The organism is Saliphagus infecundisoli (assembly GCF_020177375.1).
In the GTDB taxonomy this organism is placed as follows: domain Archaea; phylum Halobacteriota; class Halobacteria; order Halobacteriales; family Natrialbaceae; genus Saliphagus; species Saliphagus infecundisoli.
On record NZ_JAIWHV010000030.1, the window covers coordinates 12523 to 35777 of the forward strand.

24 protein-coding genes and 2 pseudogenes are annotated in these 23255 nt (G+C 55.0%); 15 read left to right on the forward strand and 11 right to left on the reverse strand.

Features of this window, described 5'->3' with window-relative positions; translation table 11 throughout:
* Window positions 1-11: 11 nt before the first annotated feature.
* Window positions 12-665 (reverse strand): annotated as a pseudogene (locus tag LCF40_RS19635) (hypothetical protein); the annotation flags it as partial.
* A gap of 466 nt (window positions 666-1131) precedes the next feature.
* Between LCF40_RS19635 and LCF40_RS19640 the strand changes: the two are divergent.
* From LCF40_RS19640 to LCF40_RS19645, 3 genes are all read left to right on the forward strand, one after another.
* A complete protein-coding gene (locus LCF40_RS19640; RefSeq protein ID WP_224829869.1) occupies window positions 1132-1755 on the forward strand; it encodes a helix-turn-helix domain-containing protein in 624 nt (207 codons plus the stop codon).
* Between the two features lie 80 nt (window positions 1756-1835).
* Window positions 1836-1970 carry a hypothetical protein gene (locus LCF40_RS23360; protein WP_263623776.1) on the forward strand — a complete coding sequence of 45 codons (135 nt, stop codon included), beginning with the start codon at window positions 1836-1838 and terminating at the stop codon, window positions 1968-1970.
* Window positions 1971-2075: 105 nt separating this feature from the next.
* On the forward strand, window positions 2076-2636 hold the full coding sequence (locus LCF40_RS19645; RefSeq protein WP_224829870.1) for a TATA-box-binding protein: 561 nt from the start codon (window positions 2076-2078) through the stop codon (window positions 2634-2636).
* A 68-nt stretch (window positions 2637-2704) separates the two neighbouring features.
* On the opposite strand, the gene LCF40_RS19650 is transcribed toward LCF40_RS19645, so the two are convergent.
* Together LCF40_RS19650 and LCF40_RS19655 are read right to left on the reverse strand one after the other, a co-directional pair.
* On the reverse strand, window positions 2705-2872 hold the full coding sequence (locus tag LCF40_RS19650) for a DUF1931 domain-containing protein (RefSeq protein WP_224829871.1): 168 nt from the start codon (window positions 2870-2872) through the stop codon (window positions 2705-2707).
* Between the two features lie 627 nt (window positions 2873-3499).
* Entirely contained in the window at window positions 3500-4408 is a 909-nt protein-coding gene (locus tag LCF40_RS19655) for a DUF7260 family protein (RefSeq protein WP_224829872.1), read from the reverse strand.
* A 377-nt stretch (window positions 4409-4785) separates the two neighbouring features.
* Here LCF40_RS19655 and LCF40_RS19660 point away from each other — a divergent pair.
* From LCF40_RS19660 to LCF40_RS19670, 3 genes and pseudogenes are all read left to right on the forward strand, one after another.
* A pseudogene (locus LCF40_RS19660) lies at window positions 4786-5394 on the forward strand (DUF6610 family protein); the annotation flags it as partial.
* A 108-nt stretch (window positions 5395-5502) separates the two neighbouring features.
* Complete coding sequence (locus tag LCF40_RS19665) at window positions 5503-6462, forward strand: ArdC-like ssDNA-binding domain-containing protein (RefSeq protein WP_224829873.1); 960 nt, start codon at window positions 5503-5505, stop codon at window positions 6460-6462.
* 396 nt (window positions 6463-6858) lie between these two features.
* On the forward strand, window positions 6859-7065 hold the full coding sequence (locus LCF40_RS19670; protein WP_224829874.1) for a heavy-metal-associated domain-containing protein: 207 nt from the start codon (window positions 6859-6861) through the stop codon (window positions 7063-7065).
* On the opposite strand, the gene LCF40_RS19675 is transcribed toward LCF40_RS19670, so the two are convergent.
* The gene (locus tag LCF40_RS19675) at window positions 7062-9503 is read right to left on the reverse strand and encodes a heavy metal translocating P-type ATPase (protein WP_224829875.1); all 2442 of its coding nucleotides are present in this window, start codon (window positions 9501-9503) and stop codon (window positions 7062-7064) included. The two genes, LCF40_RS19670 and LCF40_RS19675, sit on opposite strands and share 4 nt — an antisense overlap.
* Window positions 9504-9635: 132 nt before the next feature.
* Here LCF40_RS19675 and LCF40_RS19680 point away from each other — a divergent pair, with 132 nt between their 5' ends.
* The 3 genes from LCF40_RS19680 to LCF40_RS19690 all read left to right on the forward strand — a co-directional run bounded on the left by LCF40_RS19680 (window position 9636) and on the right by LCF40_RS19690 (window position 12783).
* Entirely contained in the window at window positions 9636-10190 is a 555-nt protein-coding gene (locus LCF40_RS19680; protein WP_224829876.1) for a winged helix-turn-helix domain-containing protein, read from the forward strand.
* Window positions 10191-11467: 1277 nt separating this feature from the next.
* Window positions 11468-12340, forward strand: coding sequence for a ParA family protein (locus LCF40_RS19685; RefSeq protein WP_224829877.1), 873 nt, complete (start codon window positions 11468-11470; stop codon window positions 12338-12340).
* Window positions 12340-12783, forward strand: coding sequence for a DUF7970 domain-containing protein (locus LCF40_RS19690; protein ID WP_224829878.1), 444 nt, complete (start codon window positions 12340-12342; stop codon window positions 12781-12783). Before LCF40_RS19685 ends, LCF40_RS19690 begins: the two co-directional genes overlap by 1 nt.
* Before the next feature lie 83 nt (window positions 12784-12866).
* Here the strand turns inward: LCF40_RS19690 and LCF40_RS19695 are convergent, their stop codons facing one another.
* Window positions 12867-13034, reverse strand: coding sequence for a DUF1931 family protein (locus tag LCF40_RS19695; protein WP_224829879.1), 168 nt, complete (start codon window positions 13032-13034; stop codon window positions 12867-12869).
* A 473-nt stretch (window positions 13035-13507) separates the two neighbouring features.
* Between LCF40_RS19695 and LCF40_RS19700 the strand changes: the two genes are divergently transcribed.
* Window positions 13508-13831 carry a DUF433 domain-containing protein gene (locus tag LCF40_RS19700; RefSeq protein WP_224829880.1) on the forward strand — a complete coding sequence of 108 codons (324 nt, stop codon included), beginning with the start codon at window positions 13508-13510 and terminating at the stop codon, window positions 13829-13831.
* Window positions 13809-14147: a DUF5615 family PIN-like protein gene (locus tag LCF40_RS19705; protein WP_224829881.1), complete on the forward strand. Its 339-nt coding sequence runs from the start codon at window positions 13809-13811 to the stop codon at window positions 14145-14147. The genes LCF40_RS19700 and LCF40_RS19705 overlap by 23 nt, the downstream gene beginning before the upstream one ends.
* A 57-nt stretch (window positions 14148-14204) precedes the next feature.
* Here the strand turns inward: LCF40_RS19705 and LCF40_RS19710 are convergent, their stop codons facing one another.
* Both LCF40_RS19710 and LCF40_RS23855 read right to left on the reverse strand, forming a co-directional pair.
* Complete coding sequence (locus tag LCF40_RS19710) at window positions 14205-15452, reverse strand: tyrosine-type recombinase/integrase (RefSeq protein WP_224829882.1); 1248 nt, start codon at window positions 15450-15452, stop codon at window positions 14205-14207.
* 481 nt (window positions 15453-15933) lie between these two features.
* The gene (locus LCF40_RS23855) at window positions 15934-16353 is read right to left on the reverse strand and encodes a hypothetical protein (RefSeq protein WP_380683598.1); all 420 of its coding nucleotides are present in this window, start codon (window positions 16351-16353) and stop codon (window positions 15934-15936) included.
* A 128-nt stretch (window positions 16354-16481) separates the two neighbouring features.
* Here LCF40_RS23855 and LCF40_RS23860 point away from each other — a divergent pair, with 128 nt between their 5' ends.
* Both LCF40_RS23860 and LCF40_RS19720 read left to right on the forward strand, forming a co-directional pair.
* Window positions 16482-16949 (forward strand): hypothetical protein, encoded by a 468-nt coding sequence (locus LCF40_RS23860; RefSeq protein WP_380683600.1) that lies wholly within the window; start codon window positions 16482-16484, stop codon window positions 16947-16949.
* A 265-nt stretch (window positions 16950-17214) separates the two neighbouring features.
* Window positions 17215-17661: a TRAM domain-containing protein gene (locus LCF40_RS19720; RefSeq protein ID WP_224829883.1), complete on the forward strand. Its 447-nt coding sequence runs from the start codon at window positions 17215-17217 to the stop codon at window positions 17659-17661.
* A gap of 29 nt (window positions 17662-17690) precedes the next feature.
* Here the strand turns inward: LCF40_RS19720 and LCF40_RS19725 are convergent, their stop codons facing one another.
* Both LCF40_RS19725 and LCF40_RS19730 read right to left on the reverse strand, forming a co-directional pair.
* The gene (locus LCF40_RS19725) at window positions 17691-18725 is read right to left on the reverse strand and encodes a hypothetical protein (protein ID WP_224829884.1); all 1035 of its coding nucleotides are present in this window, start codon (window positions 18723-18725) and stop codon (window positions 17691-17693) included.
* Between the two features lie 616 nt (window positions 18726-19341).
* A complete protein-coding gene (locus LCF40_RS19730) occupies window positions 19342-19722 on the reverse strand; it encodes a hypothetical protein (protein ID WP_224829885.1) in 381 nt (126 codons plus the stop codon).
* Between the two features lie 124 nt (window positions 19723-19846).
* Between LCF40_RS19730 and LCF40_RS19735 the strand changes: the two genes are divergently transcribed.
* The gene (locus LCF40_RS19735; protein ID WP_224829886.1) at window positions 19847-20068 is read left to right on the forward strand and encodes a hypothetical protein; all 222 of its coding nucleotides are present in this window, start codon (window positions 19847-19849) and stop codon (window positions 20066-20068) included.
* 77 nt (window positions 20069-20145) lie between these two features.
* Here the strand turns inward: LCF40_RS19735 and LCF40_RS19740 are convergent, their stop codons facing one another.
* Entirely contained in the window at window positions 20146-20853 is a 708-nt protein-coding gene (locus LCF40_RS19740; RefSeq protein WP_224829887.1) for a hypothetical protein, read from the reverse strand.
* Between the two features lie 155 nt (window positions 20854-21008).
* Entirely contained in the window at window positions 21009-22418 is a 1410-nt protein-coding gene (locus tag LCF40_RS19745; RefSeq protein ID WP_224829888.1) for a hypothetical protein, read from the reverse strand.
* 230 nt (window positions 22419-22648) lie between these two features.
* On the opposite strand from LCF40_RS19745, the gene LCF40_RS19750 reads away from it, so the two are divergent.
* Window positions 22649-23255 (forward strand): restriction endonuclease (locus tag LCF40_RS19750; RefSeq protein WP_318247919.1); only part of this gene is annotated, 607 nt, incomplete at its 3' end.

The following is a 23255-nucleotide window of genomic DNA, read 5'->3' on the forward strand; positions in this document are numbered from 1 at the left end:
TGGGAAGAGGGAGTGTCCTCGGGATTGAACAGGATATCATTCGCTGTCCGCACGTAGCCATCGAGGGAGCCGCCCTCTCCGCCACGGAAGAAGTGCGTGAGCGCGTAGGTCGCTCCCGAGTGCAGTGTCCATAGGTCGATGAGGCACGGATCGTCAGCGTTGGCCAGCGCATCGTCAGCTGCTCGCTCGGCGAGATAGTCGGGGAACTCCAGCAGCGTGTAGAACTCCTCGATCGTGAGCGAGAGGTTTGTGAAGCCGAGGTTGATCTTCTGGACGTCCTCGATGAAGCCCACGAGGTCATCGTCAACCAGTTCGAGCTGGGTGAGGATCTGTTTCCATCACTCCTGGAAGTCGCGGACACCGCCGACGTGTTTGACAATCTGCTTGTCCGTCAACGATCGCATCGAGTTCGAACACGTGCCGTCCTGAGCGAAACCTTCGACGTACACCGCGTGACCACCGAATAAATCGCACCCCGAAGTGACGGCCATCGTGATTGGCTCGCGATCGGCCCCAGGCAGCGTTGCTTCGAGGCCGTCGAATATGATGTCCCTGTGGACTTCGCCGCCGGCTCGGTACTGGCGGATCTCGCCGAACACGATGTCCGCGAACGGCATCCCGTTGAGCGTCGAATCCCTGAGGAGTGTTTCGAGAGGGCTATAGATGCTCTATTGAAAATGTGGTACAGCATCGGGATCGAGGGTTCGAGGTCGGGGAGAATGGATGTCTTCCGATGTTTTGGTGATAGCATTCTTTGAAGGCTGCTCTGGCTGATGAGTTGCCAGTCAGTGTGTGCATAGCGTAGCCGTAGTTCCTGGAGTGAGACAAGATTACGGTAAAATAGACAAATTGTCCTGACATTCAGATTGGAAATATCCTCCATTGCCTCTTCCGATTAGGATCAATCGCTGCGCAATCGCCCATTTTCAATAGAGTGAAAATCGGCTAGACTGTGACCGATCTCGAAAAACACGGGTTGCTCTACCGGGAAAGCGTACGGCCGGACATCCCGTGTCTACCCAGATGAAACACTTTCTGGTGCGGGCGAGCGTCGTTCGGATTCCGAGTGAACCATTACCGCATCCATTCATAACCAACTGTATCGTTCTCCTAGTCATGAAATATCTCCGTATGACCGTCTCGCAGGAGATCATCGCTCCTGCTTCACTAGTAACCGAAGGGCGCCTCCTCAACATCCAGCTCCTGCCTGATGAAACGATACTTGAGTTGGCGCTTGTTCGTGCGGATCCTGAGGAGCTTCTCAGTGAGATAGAAACAACCACCAGTACGGAACGGTTTGCTTACGAAGCGGTGGAGGCCCAAGAGGATCACTGGTACGTCTACCAACACTGTCAGCCAACCGGACAGGCGTGGGAACTCTTTCAACTGTTAAACAACTATCGGCTGATGATTATGTTCCCGATTCTCTTTGATGACACTGGCTGCACGATCGAGATCATCGGCCGTGAATCGGACGTCCAACACGGATTCGACGCGCTGCCCGATGATATTCGTCGACAGACCTCGATCGAACGAGTGAGCGAGTATTCACCACAGGCAACAACACCGAGTTCGAAACTGACCGAGCGCCAGCGTGATATCCTCGACGCGGCAGCCACTGTGGGCTACTACGACGTTCCTCGCCGTGGGACTGCTGACGATGTCGCTGCAGCCGTTGGGTGTGCGCCAAGCACGGCTTCCGAACATCTCCGAAAGATCGAAGCCCGAATCCTCTCCGCTATCGCCGAAGACTAACCTACTGTCCCACCGGTGCGAGCAGAACGATCGAGCAGGTCGAGCGGGCCTACGAAGCGCAGATGGCGGCAGACGACAGCGTGCAGGAAACCCTTGAGGGAGAGGGCGGGGTAGCGCGAATCGAGCAGGTCAGCGACGACCTCCAGGCAACTGTCCAGCAGTTCGAGAGCCATGAAGAAGCACTGCGAGAGCGATTCCAGGCTCCTCTAGAGTGAGTACGACTGGTCGGAGACTGAAGCTTAGAGCGCAAGACTGCCGAGTGAGTACGGCCCAGTCGTGGAATCACATATATAGATGGCTCTCTGATGTGCTAGAAAGGAATGGTAATCCCCAGAGAGACGCTTTCGATCGAAAACGTCGTCGGGTCAGCAAACCTTGAACAAGAGATCGATCTCGACGCTCTCGCAGACGATCTCGATGATGTCTCATACGATCCGGAACGATTTCCAGGGCTCATCTTCCGAACGCAGGATCCGAAGGCAGCAGCACTGATCTTTCGGTCGGGCAAACTCGTCTGTACGGGTGCATCATCGATTGCAGACATGACCACTGCGGTTGAGATGGCGTTCGAGAAACTTCGAACATTGGGACTCGATATTCCTCCTGAGCCAGACGTAACGGTCCAGAATATCGTTACAAGTGGCGATCTGGGTACTGAACTTAACCTCACTGCAATCGCAATCGGGCTTGGGTTAGAAGCCGTCGAGTACGAACCCGAACAGTTCCCCGGATTGGTCTACCGAGCGGACGAGCTGAGTGTCGTTGTGTTATTATTCGGGACCGGCAAATTCGTTATTACTGGCGGGGAACGTCCGTCAGATGCTGAAGACGCTACTGAAGCTGTTCAGACAGAATTAACCGAGCTCGGACTCCTCGAGTAACCAGCTCAGTTCTATCGGTTGGCGAGTGTTTTCCTCGATCGCTCCCGAAGAGGACGAGATTCGGCAGGTTACAGGTCGCGAGGCTGGACAGTCTTCCGGTCGTTGTCTTCGGCTCGCTCGGCAGCATCGGCGAGCAACTCGGTGACTTCGTCGTCAAGTGCGTCGTAGAAATCACCCGAAACGTTGTACTCGTCGAGGGAGTCCTTCACGCCCGCTTTGACAATCAGATCTGCCATACTATGGAGAACAGACGGAGTCAGCTTTAATTTTTCTCTTGAGGGTGTCGAGGCCAGTCTGCGTTGTCGTTTCCATCCGTTCCTAGTTTACGATTCCATCTTCGCGAGGTTGCGTTCACACGACGACTCGGCTACTCGAGTGTGTTCACTCTTCGAAGCCGCGAGTAGGGAGGAGAGGAGCGCGTGGCGAAGCTGGACCGCCCGGCTCGTCGTCCTACGTAGTCCTGCGGCGGGCTTCAGACAACCCTGCGAAGGGTGCCGAACACTGTTGCGGGCGGGGAAGGTTTGGTTCCCTCGCCGAGGACGGGCCGCCGTCAACCGGCCCCGAAGAACGGACCGACGACGCGACCGCTCCGAGCAAGCTCGTCTTGCCACGAAGTTGCCGAGGCACGTCCAATTAAATTGCCTCTGCCGACTGACCGCACCGGCACATAAGTCGGCCCGGGACCACAACACCCGACCGATGCCACGCAAGCCCCCTCCTCAGAGCGACGAAGGCGCTCAGGACGGGGTAGTTGACTGGAGAATCCTCGTGAATGGTTCACGCCAGCACTCTGCAAATTCCTCCAAGAGGCCCTCAAAGTCGTGCTTGAGGACTACGAAGACCAACGATGATATTATTGGTGTTCAGACCCGTCGTGTGAGTGAATCAATCACTACCGATTGCGCTGTCTTCACCTGGGTCGCCACTCGTGCACAATCTTCGAGGACCGGCTGGGTTGTTGATAACGAGTGATAGAGATATTCGGACAGCGCCGAGTGATCAGTGAACCGAGTACCAGTGGCAATCGATCGAATAGCTGCTTGCCGGTCCGCAAGCACGGCTTCAATCCGGTCTTCGAGGCCTCGCGACTGCTGCCACATTGTCTCCAAGTCGGTGTACGACTGATCCGGGAAAGACCGGTCAGTAAGGTGGTCGAGATCCGAGAGAATCGAGGTAAGGTCCCGATCTGCTGTTTTAAGTGACTGTTCTTCCTCAGAGATGATCTCAGCGAACTGGTTTCGATTTTCGCGCGATTCACATGCTTGGGTGATAATGGCACGTTGTACCGGAGGGGTCAACTGCCCGCCATCCGTCAGAACTGTTGCTATCTCAGAGCTGAATTCCTCACTGACATTATCCACAAGTGACTCACCATAATCTTCCTCATAGTGAGGTACGGCCATCACCGTGTCACGGTACGCCTCCCGAATCTCGTCCAGCCCACTCTCCATCGGTGAGGCTACGACCGGAGCCGTAGCATGGCCGGTAGTAGTTTGGGGTGGTGCAGTTGAGACCGGAGCGGTCTCTATGTTCTTCACCCGGTTCACGAAGCGATCGAATGCTTGAGTCTCTCTCGAAGTACGAGTCGATTCTTCTGCGCAAATATCGCGAACCTGAGGAAGAAAGAATAATGCCCCTAACACCATCACGAATCCACTAATAACAATAAAGAGAGCCACGTCAGTGATTCCACTCATAATCGTACACTCAATCGCAGAACAGCTCGTTTCTGGCTCTATTCTGGAGGAACGTCGTGCGTAATAGACGGTCATATATGCTATGATATAGCATGCTATTCGAGCTAATAACCCTTTCCGATGGGTGTATGACGAGTCGAATCGCTATAGGGTCACTGTTAAATCGAGAAAACCAGAAGAAGGAAGAGGGTTTCTTTCTGTCACTATTTATAGGATTAAATCAATTATTCAAGTGGCTAGAATCGGCTCTTTGAACGGAAATATAATATCATTATCGTGTTATGAGGTACATCAATAGCGACAGTTACAACCTTCTATCTTACTGCTGTGGTGCGATTTTCGCTGGATTTGAAGTATTATAGTAGGATGATGATTGTATTACTTGTCTTGGTATGGATGATACTGTTTCACCACCTGGGCAGAAGTCTGTCGAGAAGCAGTTCTGTCTAAAAGATGTCATCTCTGAAGATATCACCCTTGGTTACTCGTGTGGGGCCGCAGACCTCCTCGCTCACGAGTTCTCCGATCCCGCAGACTGGCGCGGGCGGCGCGTCCACATCCTCGGCGGCAGTCCACGTAAACAACTTCACGCGATCGAGCAGCTCACTTGGCCCACGCTCGCCGGAGACCCACCGGCACAGATCGTCGGCATTGATTGGAACGGCCTCCATCGTGGTGCACAGTTCGGCGAGTTCTGGACCGCCGACGGCTGGGACGCCAGCGGACGCGACGCCGATCACGTCACCGTCCGAAAATTGGTGCGTCACAGCTTGGGCCAGATCAAAGCCTTCTGGCAAGCACACGGCATCTGGCCTGAGACCGAACCCCACGACCAAAGTGTACCCCTTCAGTACGAGGGACCAACGCCGAGCGACCTCGAGAGCGCGGCGTGTGCAGTCTGCGAAGCGAACGTTTGGACAACCAATCGTGGCCCGGCCGTTGCCGAGTATGATACGGGTGAGGTCTGTGGCTACTGCTCACACGACTGTTACTTCGAGCACCGGACGCAGAACCGCCTTGAGGAAGCCGTCGACGAACGCAGCGTCTTCATCCCACCGTGAGCCGGTTTTTCACTCGAAATCCGGTGTGTTCCGATCGTGGTGTTGGTGTGCCCCTGAGAGGGGTGAGGCGCTTTCGAGCAGGCGAGAGCGTCGACACGAGTGATTCCAATGTCTGTGACCACAGAGCAAGCAGTCTCGTTCGACGACACCGAGACGCGCAGCGACCAGATGAACAGCACCATTGAAGAATGGGTCAAAGACCTTGCCACCGACGTCGACGAGGCGGTGTCCAGTGCGGAATTCCAAGAGTGGCTCGACGTCCAGAGTCGCTTCCACGACTACTCCCATCGAAATACCCTACTCATCAAACTCCAGTGCCCGGAAGCGAGCCGCGTTGCGGGCTACAACACATGGCGAAACGAGTTCGACCGCCACGTCCAGGAAGGCGAGAGCGCTATCTGGATCTGGGCGCCGATCATCACCAAGCAGTGTCCCGAGTGCGAAAACTCTCCGTCATATCACGAGAACAGCGACTGTGAGTACGACGAGACGCCACCCGAAGAGTGGCCGAAAGGGCTCGTTGGGTTCAAGCCCGCTTCCGTCTTCGACATCTCCCAGACCGAAGGAGAACCCCTGCCCGACCTCGAGACCGAAGCAACCGGCGATCTCGGTGAGCTGGTCCCGGCCCTCCTCGAGAGTGCAGACCAGTTGGATATCGAGCCTCAGATCGTCCCTCCTGAGAAGTGGAGCTACGGGGAAGCGAAGGGCGTCTGCAAACAGCGGTGTCCGATGACGATGCATCCCAGGGTCGAAGTGAAAGACAGAGAGAATCAGGCCGATCTTGCAGGGACATTCATTCACGAGTACGCTCATGCGCTGCTTCATTTCGACGTCGAGGATGAGACCGAGCGCTCGAAACGAGAACTCGAGGCTGAAGCCGTCGCCTACGTCGTCGGGCGATATTTCGAGTTGGATATGAGCGGGTCGGTGTTCTACCTCGCCGCATGGACCGACGACGATGCCGACGTGATCACAGAGCGGCTGGGTCGGATTAGCAACACGGCTCAAGAGCTGATCGACACGCTCGACCAGGAACTCGAGCGGCTTCCGAAGGCGAAGGCAGACTAAAATGCAGGTGAGACTGCCTGAGTGACGCCATGGTCGAACTTGAGTGTTGAGCTGGGGCCGGGACGCTGCCTACGCTCGCGTGTTCACGAAACTTGAGGAGGAGATGGCAGACGAACTCTACGAGCATTTGTTTACGACGGCACGCGAGTTGTGCAACGAGCGCGATCTTGCGCCTGAGTGTTGCTTCAACCGTGGACGTGCGAGTACATCGCCCCCCGGTCAAACTGCCAAACTAAACTCATTTTCTGCAGTCGTGCGAGATATACAGCGCATATCGGTCACGTAAAATCCATTCAGACAGAGAGATAACTAAGATCGTGTGGCCGGCTTCATTCACCCACATACGCTATGATATCCATCGTAACGGCCATTGACGTTGAGCGATAACCAACCAATGTGAAACGTGAAATCCTCTCCGTCACCGGTATGTCCTGTAACGGCTGCGAGCAGAACGTCGAGAACGCGCTGCAACACATTGACGGGGTGACTCGCGTTGACGCCGACCATGAGGGCGACACCGTCGAGATAATTGTTGAGGACGACGTGGCCGACGACGATCTTCACACCGCCATTGAGCGGGCCGGATACGACGTGGCGGTCTAATCCGGGGTCGCAGGTCCTCTCCCGGCTCCACCTCCGTCGCCCTTCTCAACGGTGAACTCGGTGTTGACTCGCTCACCGGAGAGAAGTTGGCCGGCGAAACTGTTGGCGAGGACAACCGAGACGGATAGGACCATCGCAATCATCGCGAACACTGGATGAACGAGCCCGGTTGTCGCGACGGTGACACCAATTCCGTTGAATGAGAAGGCGGCGACGAGGTTCTGGCGCGTTTTCCGGTAGCTCTCTTGGCCAATCTCGTAGGCATCCATCACGCCACCCAGCCGGTCACCCATTAGGACGATATCGGCAGATTCGATGGCGATGTCGGTGCCAGCGCTGATGGCGATGCCGATGTCGGCCTGTGTGAGAGCGGGAGCGTCGTTGATGCCGTCTCCGACCATTGCAACACGGTGGCTTTCATCCTGCAATCGGCCAATCTCCTCGCGCTTCTCATCAGGGAGTACATCGGCCATCACACGATTGATGTCGACCTGGTCGGCGACCGCGTGGGCCGTTCGCTCGTTGTCCCCGGTGATTATCACAGGCGTGATGCCCGCGTCCGTCATCCGCCGGACGGTCGCGGCGGCGTCGTCCTTGATCTCGTCGCCGATGCCGATCAGGCCGATGAGGTCGCCGTCACGGACCACCCCGGAGACGGTGAGACCGCGGTGCTGGAGCCGCTCGATGTCGTCGCCGGCTTCTGAGAGGTTGACCCCCTCGTCGGCGAGCCAGTCCGGTTTGCCGACGGACACGTCGTCACCGTCGATGGTCGCCCGGACGCCCTTGCCGGTCACCGAATCGAACGTCTCGGGGTCGGCGTACTCCACGCCCCGCTCGTCGGCACATTCGAGGATCGCGTCGGCGAGCGGGTGTTCGGAGAACGACTCCGCGCTTGCCGCTGTCGCCAGCACGCCGCTTTTCTCGTCGTCTCGCGGGTCGCTTTGCTCACCGTCGTCTCGCGGCTTCGCCGCTCGACTCTCCGCGGAACGGAGTTCCGCGCTACTTAATTCTCCCGAGGCGCGTTTCGTCTCGCTGTCCAACCCAACGACCTCGCTGACGGTGGGTTCGCCAACGGTGATCGTTCCAGTCTTGTCGAGGACGATGTGGTCGACATCGGGGAAGATCTGGAAGGCGTCCCCAGAGCGCATCAGGATGCCGCGGTTCGCCGCCTTCCCGCCGCCCCGGATCAGGGCCAGTGGCGTCGCCATCCCCAGCGCACAGGGATACCCGAGGACGAGGACGGCAAGTGCCGCAAACGCTCCGCGCTGGACGTTCGGGTCGCGGCCCCACGCGAGCGGCGCGACCAGCCAGAACGCGAAGGCCAGCGCCGCGATGGTCAGGACGGCCGGGACGAAGTACTTGAGGACGCGGTCGGCGAGCTGGATGATGCCGGGCTTCATCGCCCGCGCTTCCTCGATCTCGCGGGCGACCTGATTCAGGAACGCGTCCTCGTCCGTGGCGGTCACTTCGACGAGGAGCGTGCCGGTCTCGTTGACGCTGCCGCCAATCACGTCGTCGCCTTCGGCCTTCCCTTCGGGGATGGACTCGCCGGTGGCGACCGACCGGTCGACCGTCGACTCGCCTTCGATAACTTTGCCGTCGACAGGGATGTTCTCGCCGGGCTTGACGCGAACACGGTCACCGACTTCGAGGTCATCTACCGGTACTTCCTCGATACCACCGTCGTCTCGCGGGTCGCTCCGTTCTCCGCTCGCCCGTTCCGAGGCGCTTCGCGCCTCGCCGTCGGTGACGCGGCGTGCCGTGTCGGGTTGGAGGTCCAGGAGGCTCTGGACGGCCTGCGAGGCCCGCGTGCGGACGACGAGGCTGGTGTACTCCGAGAGGATGTGGTAGGTGGTGATGAACACGGAGACGGCGAAGAAGTGGACGGTCGGGAAACGCGGGAAGACGAACATTCCGAGGAAGCCACCGAGTAGACCGGCGAACGCGCCCGCCTCCAACAGGACGTGCTGGTTGAAGATGCCGCGCTGGAAACTCTGGAAGGCCTTCTCCTTGATGTAGCGGCCGGGGGCGAGCATCGTCCCGAGTGCCAGCGCGAGCGTGACGAGATCCATCGCCAGCGACTCCGACTCGAAGCTCCCCACCCCGAAGATCATCCAGCCCATTAGCGCGGCAACGATGACGGACGCGCTCCCCGCGAGAACGAGGCGGCGCTTGCCCTCGGCGAGTTCGGCCTGCTGTTCCTCGTACCGCTTCTCCTTGTCCGGATCACGGATGGTGTAACCGAGGTCGCGGAGGGTATCTTTCACTTCGACCTCGCTGATTCGGTCGTCGTTGTACTGGACGAGCACCTCCTCGTGGGCGAGACTCACGTCCACGTCCTCGACACCGCCAGTCCTGTCGTAGGCCTTCTCGATGCTCTCGGCGCAGAACGAGCAGGACATCCCGCCGACGTTGAACTGTTTCTGTGTTGTCCCCATCGTGGTTCGTTCTTGCCGCGTGAGGCCTATAACCGCTATGATGAGTATTATAGCGGTATCAAACATTTCACACCGAAGTCGGATGCGTGGCGTTACTCTTACCGTCATTGTCCCCTAACCGGCGGCAAGGAAATGGCCCTGCTCGAATCCGACGTTCCGATCCGCGAGGTCGTCACGACTGATCCCGAGAAGGCGAAGGCTCTCGAGAACGACGTGCGAGCGAAGATCCTAGATATGCTTGCCGAGGTGGAGATGACGATTGAGGGGATTCACGAGGAACTACAGCGGCGCGGCGAGGAGAAGGCCGAGACGACTGTCCGCCACCACGTGAACGTCTTGAAGGACGCCGACATGGTCGAACTCGCCCGGCTCGAAGAGGCCGACGGCGGCACGCGGAAGTACTACAAGTCGAACACGCGCGTCTTCTCGTATGACCTCCCGGAGGGGGCCGACGAGACACTCGCGGGGATGCAGGCGACCGCGACTGGAGAGCTGGAGTCGCTGGTCGAGACGCTGTACGAGGAGCATGGCAACGAGATCGAAAGGGTCGCCCGCGAGATGAAGCCCTGCGAGTACTGCGAAACCCAACATTACGAGGAGTTCGTCCTCCGCGAACTGTTGAATCGCGCCCTCATCGACCTGAGCGAAACCGAACGGCTCGACAGACTCCTGACAAACGGGGAATAGTCGCCTCAGTGCAATCAGGGGTTTGCTGACTACACCCTCTAAGTCTTGCACGCCGTTACTGTCGGTTCACAGTTCTATCGCCATTACACGGATGACAACACTCACAAATCGAGGGCTGAAGCACCACTGAGCAGCTGCGGCGAACGACCGGGCGGCATGTTCAACTGGCTGACGTCCTTGACTGGTACGTCGAGGAGGGATTGTTGACAGCGGTCGAACTCGATGGAAAGGTTGTCTTCCGACCTCACCACACAGTGCAAGCACAGTGGGATCGTCCGAGAGCTGCGTCTTATCTCGTCACAGTTCGAGGTGTGTCAGTGAGCGTGAATCGGTGAGTGCACGATACGTATTGCCCTGAGGCGGAATCGCCATTACACATATTTGGTTTTGGATAAGAGCATGAGAGAGGAGGGAAGATGACAAATGGTAACACGAAAGCGAATACAATACTGGACGCGCCGACGTGGTGTCCTCAACTGGCGACAGAATCCAGACCCATCCACAACCACATCCAGATCCACAGAGTAGGGGAGACGATGCCCTGAAAGCACTGGTGAGGCCACGAGAGAACGTCCAAGACGCAGACTGGCTCCATCTTACCGAGGGTGAGCGAGTGCAATGGTCCGGGCGGCCGTCTCGATACACGATCGTGCTCGCAATCGCCAGTGGCGTGTTCTTCGCGATAGGTCGGAACATCGCGCAGCATCAGAAACCTACAATCTAGACTGGCGTTCTCAGTACCGCTCTCGGACGATCATCTGATTGACGAGATTGGCCATTAGTCGTGTCGGCACTGTTAAACCGAGAAAAATCGCATGACTGCGTATAGGTTTCCCAGAGTGCCAAAGCAGTAACTTTGCTAACGGTTTTTCTCAACCAGCCGATTTCGGCTGAATGATCGGTTCACCTGTGTCAGTATCAGAACAATCATTGCTGCGTTTTCCGTAAGAAGTACCACTCAAGTCGCTTCCTTACCCCGATTCTCGTTCGATTTAACAGTGCCGTCGTGTCTGATCTATCGAGATGAGCAAACACTATTGTCCACCAGCCATGCTAACTATTCTATCCATACATTATAGAAAGTACTAACTCTAATGAATGTATAGGGCCTACTGGAGTGCATCGTGCCCTATCGTTTACCCGTGCTATCTATTCTATCTGTACATTATAGAAAGTCCAGACTTTAATGCACGTATAGACCGTGTTGAAGTGCATCACATCCTATAGTTTCTCGAACGTTGGCACATTTTATAGTGTAGTAGAGTGTGGAGGGACCTATGGGAAGCGCATCCAACAGGACACCACGGGCGGTTGCAGTCAATGTTTTAAAAGGAGGATTCGGCAAATCAACGACGGGGATTAATCTCGCGCGCGAACTTGCAGAGCGCAACGGTCAGGCACTTCTCGTTGATCTTGATGATAACGGTCACACGACGTTTAACCTTGGATATCGGGATCGGTACGAGGGTGAAAACCACGTTCAGGACGTCCTCCTTAATGGTGCAGATCCGCAAAATTACATCGTTTCAGTCACTGATGGGCTTGATCTCTTTCCATCGCACGAGGCACTTGAGGAGGTTGAGACGAATCTGAAGTCGGCAATGGCGTCAAGCCAACGTCTCTCCCGAAACGTTGTGGACCCTCTTCTCGGCGATGTATACGACTATATTGTCGTCGATACGCCGGCGAACAGGGGAAAAATCAATGACAATGCATTGTTCGCGACGAAGAACCTGATTGTCCCACTCCGACCCGAGAGTGGCTGGGAGTCAGGGATCACACAGACGAACAAGCGCCTGATTCAGGAGGCACGACAGTACTTTGAGTTGGAACTCCTTGCACTCGTTCCGACTGATCTGAGCGAACGCTTAGACCAGAGCACACGTGACCGGAACCTGCTGCGAGCCATTAACAGTCGCAAGGAACTTGAACCGTATGTCCCGAACTTTGCACATCTCTCCGAATCTGACTGGGAGGCTATCGATACCAACGAGTACGACGGTGATTTACCGGGCATCCGCCATCGGGGGAGTATCGACAAGGCCCATCGAGCGCGGAAACCACTCCGGGACTTCGACTCGGAGTGTGATCAACTCAAGTGCTACGAGGAACTCGCACAAATCGTCGAGCAAGGGAGGGTTGTTCGATAATGCCGTTTGAAGACCTTTCCAACGACCAGGAAGACCAGCCTGACTCGGACAATAAGGCTCTTGATGAACTCGCTGGGACACTCTCCGAGGAATCACCGTCTGGCGATGGTTCCGGGTCGTCATCCGACACAGCAGAGACAAACAACGGGTCACCAGAGTACGATCCACAGACAGAACCCGCGTTCCCAACCGCAAAGGCACAAACACAACACTCTGTGTACTGTCTACCAGACACGTGGGACTCTATCGACGGCGCGTCCAGCCTGCTCTTCGAGGCTGAAATATCCCTCCGTCGCGACGGTTACGAGGCGGTCCAGAAGCGCGAATTACATAACGCTCTCCTCTGCGCAGCCGCTGAGATGCTGACAGCTGAGGATGTCGCTGAAGCGTTTATTACAACCCGTAATGATCGGGCGGGTGCTTCACTGCTGAAGGAAGAATAGAAGCTCTACTATAGATGTGACGCATTGACATCCTCCAAGCTGTGACCCAGCTGGTGCTCGTGGCCCTGACGAGACCTCCAGGCTTACAAATCTCGTGCTTGGACGGTTTTGCGATCGTTGTCCTCGGCTCGTTGTGCGGCAGTCTCCAGCAGATCTGCCACGTTTTCGTTGAGCGCATCGTAGAAGTCTGCGGCAACGTTCTGGTCCTCAAGCTGTTCTTTCACCGCCGATTTGACGATCAAATCCGACATACACGTCGTTCATCACCGGAAACTCACTTGAACGTATCCATCTCCCAGTGGCACGCTACCGGGTGTTGCCAGAGTCACGCATCTCTCGCCGCGAGGTGTGGGCGGAGAGCAGGAAGCTCTCGAAGGTGCTCGTCGGAGCAGCGGTCGCGAAGCACTGCTATTGCACCCTCAATTGTCACCGGGTTTGTACGCTCCACCCCGACGTTCGATAGTGTAGATGTCCAAGAGCTGCTCGTCGTAGTTGCAGTCAGCAACAAACGGAACTGGCCGATCCGGAGCTTTGAGTGAGGAGCCCTATCGGCAGGCCGGCCCGAGGACGGTAGGCAGTAAAGGTAGCTGCTGGCCGTACCACCCACATCCGACGGCAGATGGTTACCCCTCACGGCATCTCTTGGCACCGACATCGACGAGGAGTAGAATTCCGGGGCACATCGAAGAATAGAGTTTTACAGTAGGCCTTCTAACATACAGTTATGGCACAGGCGTCTCGTCGAATCGTGACTGAACTCCATGATGAGCCCCATATTGAAGGCCGGCGTGTGACCGTCCGACGTATTCAGGGCCTTGTTGAGGGTGCGGGTACGCCTGCTACCGAAGTTGCCAAACAGCTTGAGCTTGATGTGGCGGATATCTATGCTGCACTCCAGTACTATCATACTCACTCGGAAGAAATTGACCAAGCAGAACAGAAGCAGCGGAAGCGAGAAAAGAAGGCCCGAGAAGCAGATGGCAAGACAGTAAACGAGATACGGCAGGAGCGAAACGAGGGGTCGGATGGGGTACCGGATTCTGGTTGATGAAAATACGAGCCCTCGAGTTGCTGAGACACTTCGTGGCAGAGGTCATGACGCAATCCACATACATGACGCTCTAAAAGAGGGAGCTGATGACAGATCTATTTCAAAGTATGCCCATGAACATAGGTACGTCATCCTTACGCATGATGATGATTTTCTACTCCCCGAATACAGGAAGGACATCGCTATCTTCTACTACTCGGATGATACCCTCACCAGCTATGAAATTGCTGACCGTGTAGATCAAGTGACTCAATACGTTCCTGATCCAAGTAACCTCCCAGCAATCACGAACCTTGGAGAGTGGGAAGGCTAGGAAAGCTATCTTCGCCTTCAACTATCCAGAATTCTGAATATCGGTAAAAAAGAATAATCAACATAAACACTCCTCGTTGCTATCGAAGGCAGCCGCCAAGCGGTTGCGCATGAACTCACGCCGATATTGGCGTCGCTCTTCTTCTGACAGGTAGTTTTTCAATACGACGCTGGGATCGGAACTCCCCTGATCGGCCGCGATCGCATCCAGATTCTCGAGGAGATCTGTTTGGGACTCAAGATACGTCGTGTACCAGAATCGGCGCCCCATCTTCGATGTGGGCGTCTTCCCGCGAACATAGACGTCGGCATGCTCTGCAAGCCGCTGAAACCGGGATTGAACAGTTTCACCGACGATATGGCCGCTTGCGGCCGCCGTCGATGGGAACAAGTACCCATTCCACTCTCGATCGGACGCTCCTAACACATCGAGACGATCGACGAGTGTCTTGCGGCCGTAGATCAGTGCGACCGTCCCCGGTCCGTTCTTGCGCTCCTCGAAGTGGATATGCGGGTCTTCGCTTTCAAGAACGAGTTGAGAGACGTGCAATGCGGCAACCTCGTTCCGACGGAGCCCCCATGCACACAGTGCAAGGATGAGAAGTTCGTCACTCGATTCGTCGACGGCGTCGTAGATCTGCCGCACTTGGTCGCTCGAGAGGGCTGCGTTATCAGGTTCAGGGCGTTGCCAGCCGTATTCCATCTCGATGGTCGCTGCCGGGTTGTATGCAGCCTTCCCTCGCCGCTGGAGGTGTTCATAAAACTGCGAGACGTCGCCGAGGTACCGGAGCTTCGAGGCGTCACTTTCGAGGTCGCGATCGAGTTCGTCAAAGACTGCGAGTATCCGTTCGATCTCGTCAGGTTGGGACTCGAGATCGGTGAGTCGGCTGACGAGATCAGCGCTGCCGTGGATATCGTGATACAGGCGCGCGTAGGTCGCGAGCCGAGACCGCTTGGTGGTGATCGTTGACTCGGCAAGGTTCCGTCGCTGGTCGAGTGTTCGAATATACGCGTTCAGTTCGTTGATGGTGGTTTCGTCGTCGATATCCCAGGGATTGGAATCCGAAGACGGATCTTCATCGTAGCCGACTCTTGCGAGGAACTCCAAGAGTGTGAGCTCGTGATGTTCGCGAAGCGTGTAACAGATACCACCATATCCGACGTCGAGCAGCTGCTGGTAGGTCGGTCGCGAATCGAGATCATAGCCCGCGCGTTCGAGTGCTGGTTCAATATCGACGGTCCAGACATGTTGCAGTTCGTCGAGTGATTTCTGTGACCAGTTGATGTGCTCAGGCACGCCAATCACCGCTGAGAAGGTCGAGAAGGAGGATTGATCTGGTCTGGGTGGATTCTAAGAGTTGCATCACTGGCTGGTTCAGCAGTCGTGTTCATTTGCCTAATATTTTGTGTAGTCGTTTGTCCGCCGTGGACAACTAATATATACAACAATCACGTTCTTATCGTTAGGAACCGTAATAAACCATATGTTGCTGTATGTTTTCGCTGGGCCAGCAAAAATTCGGATCGGTAGAGCACCCGTGAATTTATTGGGTACATTCGGTAGTTCACATCGAATCAGAACGTAGTCAGGACTGATGAAATTAGATTCTCAGAGAGCGTCTGGATGGGTGTATGGAATTTCTCTATCATCCAGACACCGTTCTTACGGCCTCTGAGCTTGAAACGTTAGCGCTGGGTCTGCTCGCAGAGGTACCGATCCCCGGAGTCGAAGGCTGCGGCTTCGACTCTGGGATCGTCCGAGAGACGCTCCTCCAAGCCGCTGTCGATCAGAAGTCGATCAAAGCTGTACCGACACTACCCGGAAAACGTACTCCGACGACTACACGCTTACACAGCTTCACACCGTTTCGCCTGCTGAACTGGAAGCACTCGTCAATGATCTCTTTGTCCAGCAGGCGGCGATGATCCTCGGCCCCGGTCCGAAGATCATTTGCCTCGACTTCGTCGATATCCACTACCACGGCTGTCCACACGCTGAGGCTGGCGAACTCTGCCATACAAAACCCCGCGATGTCACCTCCCAGTGCCTTCGCTACCTCGCTGGATTCGTCCTCTGTCGAGCGAAGCCGTTGATCGTCGCCGTGACGCCTGTCCCTGGTGATGAACCAAAGAGCGACGCGGTCGAGCGATTGCTCGACCACGTCGCGGCCCTTCCGTTTGATGTCGCCGGGCTCCTCGCCGACCATGGGTTCTACAACGGTGCGTCAATCGAGCGACTGGGCGCCCTGGCACCAGTCGCTCTCCCGATCATCCGCCGTGGGAAACAGATGGCCGCGAAACTGGACACGACGACCCCTACTGGACGGAGTACGTGATGTACGAGGGGAGCGAGCGGGAACTGCGCTTCCCGCTCGCGGTCTGTGTCTCCTACCAACAGGGTAACCGAGGCAAACACGGCTTGCTTGTCCGGGCGTACGTGGCGTGCGATCCGCCAGATCGCACGCCGAAAGAAGTCGAAGCCCTCTACCAGAAACGCTCAGCCATCGAGACAGCGTTCCGGACGATGCGCGAAGCGCGTGCGCGGACAAGCACGACTGATCCAACCGTTCGGTTGTTGTTCGTCCTCGTGAGCTTCCTGCTGCGGAATCTCTGGCTGATCGTTCGCTGGGGCGTGCTCGCCACACCGCGGCGCGGCGGGCGAGCACTGCCTGTCTGGTTTCGCTTCGAGGTGTTCCGTGAATGGATTGATCACGTACTCGACGACACGTTGTGCCGGAAGTGGGAAGCACCGACCAACGGTGTCGGCATCCCGGCGACCTACAGCCAGCTGGACGCGGGCTGAGCCCGCCCGCGTCCAGCGCCAGTCCTGTGAATGAGCGACCGCTGTGGATTATCTCTCGGGTGACGGCGGTCTCACGCCAGTGAGAGCGCCGTCTTTGCTCGACTCAATGAATCGGTTACTCTGATCTCGTTCGTTTTGCTCTAGAAATCAAGTCAACAATCAGGATTGATGGGAACTACCGTATTTGTGAGAGTGTGTGTTTTGGCGGTGCCGGTAGATCCAAGGGTCCGGCCAGTAGTGTTCGCGGATATGAGGTATTCAGTTGATGGCGGGTACTGATGGGTTGTTGTGCCTGTTTTCTGGCCGGGTTGAACAGCGGGATGGATCGTATGTGGTTGAGGTACCGGAACGGGAGGTACAGATCGGTGACGTTGAAGAGACGGGGACATACCGGGTGGCGTTGTTATCGACGAGTTCCGGACCGGATGATGCGGCGGTAGAGACCGGAGGCCGTGGGACTGTGGACGAAGCGGGTGGTGGTGAGGAACGTGATGGCAGTGGTGAGGAGCCGCCTGTGGAGGAGGGTGAGGTGCGGACGGTGGAGATCGAGGGAGTGGGTGAGCAAGGTGATGGGATTGCTCGGGTGGAGCGCGGGTTCGTTGTGATCGTGCCGGATACGGAGAAGGGTGAGCGTGTGGAGGTGGAGATTGAGACGGTGCGGCCGACCGTTGCGTTTGCGGAGGTGACTGAGCGGTTGAGCTACTACGACTAGCTGCTGGGTGGATCGGTGAATAGAGGGAGTTACTGTTTGGGGAGGCGGTCACTAAGGTCGGTGATGCCGGTGAGGATCTGGGTGTCGAAGCGTTCGTGGAGGTCGTGTTTGTAGGCGACTCCCGCGAAGAATTGTTCGGTGACGACGATGTCGCTGTAGGGGATGGCGACGGCGAGAGACATGATGTCGAGGAGGTCGTTGGCTTCGATTTTACGGTCCCAGTGGAAGTCGCGGCCGTGGGAGAGCACGATCTGGCAGTAGTAGGTAGGGAACTGAGTGAGGAATTCCTCGATGTTGAAGTCGTGGTTCTGGAGGTCGTTGTGGATATGGGGCTGGATATTGAAATTGACTCCTTGGGCATGCTGGGTGAGGAGGGGGAGGAGGTGTTGGGCGAGGTCTCTGGCGAGCAGGATATCCCACCGCTCTTCGTCGGTGTCGGCGAGTTCTCGGGATCGTTGCCGGGCGTTCTCGCGTTTCTGGAGGTCTATGTGATCTGTTTGCTGTTGGTATTCTGCGGCCTCTGCGAGGTAGTCGTCGTCTTGGATTAGCATCCGAGCGAAGCGTTCGGATCGGAAAAATCGGCGGATTTTCTGGTTGTCCTTGCTGGAAAAACCTGGGAAGCTCGGCATGCCGAGTGGCGCGATGAGTCCGTGGTCGAATACTTCGTTGATTGGGCCCGGTTCAGTGTGGCCGGGGAAGCAGTTTTTGAGGTAGGCGATGCGTTCGGCTTTGGTGACGAGGAAGAAGTTTTTGAAGCAGATGTTGTGTGAGAGGTCGAGCATCAGTTCGTAGAGTTGACGACGGAAGGTGAGGTCGGAGTGTTCGTCGGTTTCTAATTGTCGTGGCAGGCTGAATGGGTAGGTGGCGGACCCGTTGTTGGCAGAGCTGAGGATAGTTTCGTAGCTGTCTTGATGAGGAGATTCTGGGTTGTGGCGTGCGTTGTGGAGGGTTCCCCATTTGTTCTGGTCGAGGAAGACGACAGTGGTGGATTCTGGGTTGAATTCAGGAGGTGGATTAGCCATGATTTCCTCGGCTGTCTCCTTAGTGAGGTCACTGAGGAACACGGTCGTCCCACGTTAAGCGTTCGATTAGTATGAATTATATGGATGTTTGAATGGTGGGCACGTCCTCCCGGCCTGTCGGCCGCGAGCTTGCTGCGATAAGGAAGTCGGTCGGTGGTTTCTGACTACACCCTGGAGATCGAGATCGTGGGCGGTGATCCGCGGTGAAGGATGGCCGGGAACTGTGCATCTACTGCGGCTACTACCACCATCCGGACGAGGAGTGTAGAGAGGTGGTCTAGATCCAGCAGTCGTTCGCAGAGACGATGTACGTCTACGAGTGCCGGAACTGTGGGAACCGGTGCTGGGATACGGAGGACCTCGAGGAAAAGGAAGGCGGCCTCCGGTATTTTTGCCCCTATGTGCGACGCCGGAGGGCAGCGAGTTCGTGATGCAGGTCGAGGATAATTTCACGTTCAACCCGTTCAGCTTCGAGCCGCCCCGCCGGTTACCGGTCTAGATCAGCGAAAGCGGCAGCCGGTCACCGTCTCACGTAGGCGAGTTTACCGTTTTCCTGGAGGACGCCAAAGGTTTTCCCGAGGCCTTGGAAGAACACTGCGAGATCATCGTAGTCAGCAGTCTCTAACTTGAATCGAACAGCTGTCCCCTTCTGGATGATCTATGAATCTAGGTATTCAGCGTGGAAATCCTGTTCCTCGAACAGTACGTCTACGGCGTCCCACAGGTCTTCACCGATACTGATGTCGTGGATGATGACTGTGAGGTAGGTAGTGCCGTCTATCGGCCGGAGTGCGTATCGTTTCAATCGGTATGCTGTGTCACTAGATTCACGGAATTCGATTGTATGTGCTTCAGTAACGAACTCGCCCTCTCTGACGGCCTTGCCCTCGAGATCGCGGAGGCGTTGTTCGCGGTCGTGTTCGAAATCCAGTTTCCCGACTTTGTACCTGTATAGACCGAGAAAGAGGAGGCCGAGGGTGCCGAGGGAACCGACTGCTACCCAGTTGATGGAGGGAAGTGTCAGGAGTGAGAACGACATTGGATGTTGTTCGTTACCGATATGATAACAATGTTTTATTCAATTCAGGGAGAGTTTCGGTGAGAGGGTACTGGGGAGGTGATTATGTTGTCTGTTGAAGTATGTCCACGTCGTAGAGGGTGGTATGGATCCGGAAGATTTTCAGCGTATCCAGGAGGCGATGCCGAACATAGGTACGGTACGGTCGTTCAACGTGGTGGAAGGGGCTGAGCTGTCAGGGGATGAGCTGATCATCTATATCGAGGGGGATAACGGTGGGTTCCGGTTCCCAATGGACGCCGTCCGTGCGGAGGATATGGCTGCGTTCTTCGACGATTTGGCTGATGAACTCGCCGTCGAGTCCTGAGAACATCTATTGATCTGTAAAGAGGATAGTTGGAAGGAATCAGAGACTAAATAGAGAAGATTGAGTGCTTGGAAGAATTAGCGTTCAGATTCATCCATCTGGTGTACGTCTGAGTTGATGGATATATTTGCGTCCTCCATCGCACGAACTCCGAAATATACACAGGTAAGGTAATGGGTTGCTCCTGATAGCACATCTCCTTGGACCCCCTCGTTGATGGCTTCTCGTATCACTCCTGTAACTGTTGTTCCAATGAGAAAGGCAAGCGGCGCTGGATGGTGATAGTCCATATAGTCATCGGGGGAAGGGCAGAGATTATCTGCAACTTCGAGGATTTGGTCGCGATTCTGAGAGTAAACGGTGTCCATCTCTCCAAGAATTTCCGGGGGGATGAGAAACGTGACCAGTGTTTCCATGCTCTCAAGCGGGTCCTCGCGCTGTGAGAACTTGTCGATCATTTCCGCCATGTCTTCCTGATTGGGTTTGTCCTCTAACTCATTCTGAATAGATTTGAATTGTTCTGTAGGCTGGTTTCTCCTGCGGAAAAAGGTGAATATTGTAATGAGCCCCGCGATAGGTCCGATAACCAATCCAGTCAACCGAAGTCCGTTCTGGATATTGTATGGTGTTAGAGTGATCGTCGGAAGATAGGTTGTGAGGATGCCAGAGTGCGAAATTACTGCGGTTAGGAGAGATACTGCAAATACAAGAAACCAAGTACTCCACTCTAGATTCTGAATCCTCAATAGTATGGAGAAGCCGTCTTGGGAGTCTGTGGGAATCATCCCGATATCGCGTATTTGAAGGTTCTCACCTAGTTAGTACTTGTGGCAACGGATCAGTGGTAGAAAGGTGATCCGCCGTGATCACGGTACCAGGTCATCGAACCCTGGGGACAGGGATACAGTTACGGAGATACTGGTGAAAAACGCATAGGACATCAGTTGCCTGCTTTTACGAAAAGCGGATCATCGTCCTCGTCTAATTCCTCGCATAGCATATCAATCAGGACACGTGTTTTCCGCTTATTCGTTTTCAGCTGCTCCTTTTTGGACTCCAGTTGCTTATCGTGGTGCTTCAGATACGTCTGGAAATCTCCTGTATTGTATTCTTGGTAATGATCGAAGTGGAGTTGGATGAGTTTGTCCAGCATCCGTTTTGTAATCGTCCGGTATGGTTCGTCAATCCGTACATGAGAACCGATATGGGCAATGTCATTCCGTTTACTCCATAATTCATCAATGGCTTCCCGCTCTTCACGCGTAATATACTCTCCTTTTGACCGTTTTTCGAAGACTACTCGCGCTCGCTTTAACGCCACTTTTGAAGGCTGGTCACGTTCTACGTGTGTGAGACTATCTATCCCTCGCCAAAAGCTGAAGAACGATTGCTGAGGGGTCGCAGCAGTTATTCCATCTTGATAGGCCAGCAACGCATCTTCCAGTATTTTGTCGAGTCGATCCCGGTTGTCTTCTTCATCCTCATTAGGCGTTGCTTCACCGTGAGGGGTTGCCGGCAGATCTGGTAACGCAAGATAGTCGTCTACAAGCTCATCGATATTGTTGGGCGGGAAATAGGCTCTCCGACGATAATCGAAATTCATCGGATGAAAGTCAACGTACTCTGCACCGTCGAAAATAAAGTAGAAGAACGGTTGCCGTAACGGAGACCATCGAACATTTGACGGTCGAGTCTTGTTAGCTGGCTGTGAACGGGCGCGTTGCTGCTTATGAAGTGCGTAGTTCAGCTTTGAAATAAATAGTCTGACGATGTCTTGCATCTGGAACAGTGCGTAGTAGCCGTCCCGCGCGTCAAAATCAGCGGTCCAGAACGTGAATTTCGAATTACCAAAGTTATCCTTTTCAAGCGAATTGGGTGACTCTCTCTGTAGAAACCGTTCGAACGACTCATCGTCCCAGGCTACAGATTCGTACTCGTTCTTCCAGGTGTCTCGGGATATATTTTTGATCGTTGTTTCTGGGACAGAGAAAGAAGAAGGGAAATGCCTGATGCGCTGAATATTGAGCGGGAACGCTATCGTATACGTAGTGAGGTCTTTACCAAGTGTTTCTCGAAGCATCTGGGCCTTCAATCCCTCAAAGATCGATATTGGGTCTTTGTTCGGGTTTTCGTGTGTCTCTTCTTTAACCTCAATAAGTAATTCGTGGGTAGCGATTAGCAGCGTTTGTTTTGTTAGCCGATCTTCATGGCCATCATAGCTTGTTTCAGAATCAATGATATTTAAGACGTGGCGGCGGAATTCTTTTTGACGACCGTGGTCCACATGCGTTGCCCCTTCATAGGACCAATATCGTATGCAGTCGAGTGCTGCCTTAACTTCCTCTGTCATTTCACTACAGGTGGAACGTATCGTACCCTCTTGAGAGGAAGGGGTAGGAACCAGTAAAGGACAGCCGCTAACTCTGCCTGTACTAGTGTCGGTGACATGATCCAACAGAACGGTGGTGGAACGAGTTCCTGGTCAGTAATTTAAGGTCGGTGGCTGTCCTCTTGCCCAACAGTATGGATTTAGATAACGTGTATTGGGATGATTTTGACTGGAAGTCGTATCAGGAATTGGTGGCAGGGATTTTCGCTAATGAAGAGAACAGAGTAGAGGTTGAGTATGACTATTCCCTTCCTGGTGCTGGTGAGAAGGAGATTGATGTTGTGGTCTGGGATGAGAGTGAGTTATTCAATTCTATTCATCTTATCGAGTGCAAATTCGAGAACACACCGATCTCTGCCGGGGTTGTGGATGAGGTTAGTAATCAGGTTATCAGGAGCGATGCGGAAAGAGGCTTAGTTGTTTCAAGAAGCGGTTTTCGGTCCGGTGCGGTTAAGCGCGCGGAGGGCACAGGAATTAAATTGATTACTCTTCGTCAGATTGATCCTGACACCGATTTTGCTGATGATGCTGTCCACAGTTTGAAGGGAACTCAGAGAATTTTCATCCGGGATATCGAGATCCTTGATATGGATGTTGAACGGTTAGACGACAGTCCGGACGGTGAAATACAGGAAATATATCTTTCCTTTGATAGGTTGAACAGTCGTCTATTCACGACCGATCGGGAGTTTCTTGGGGAGACTTTGATTGATCGAGTGAATTATCTTAAGCGCACTAAGAGTGTTGGAGAGCATACTGAGGAGTTTGATGATACAGTTATGTTAATACGTGGTGAGT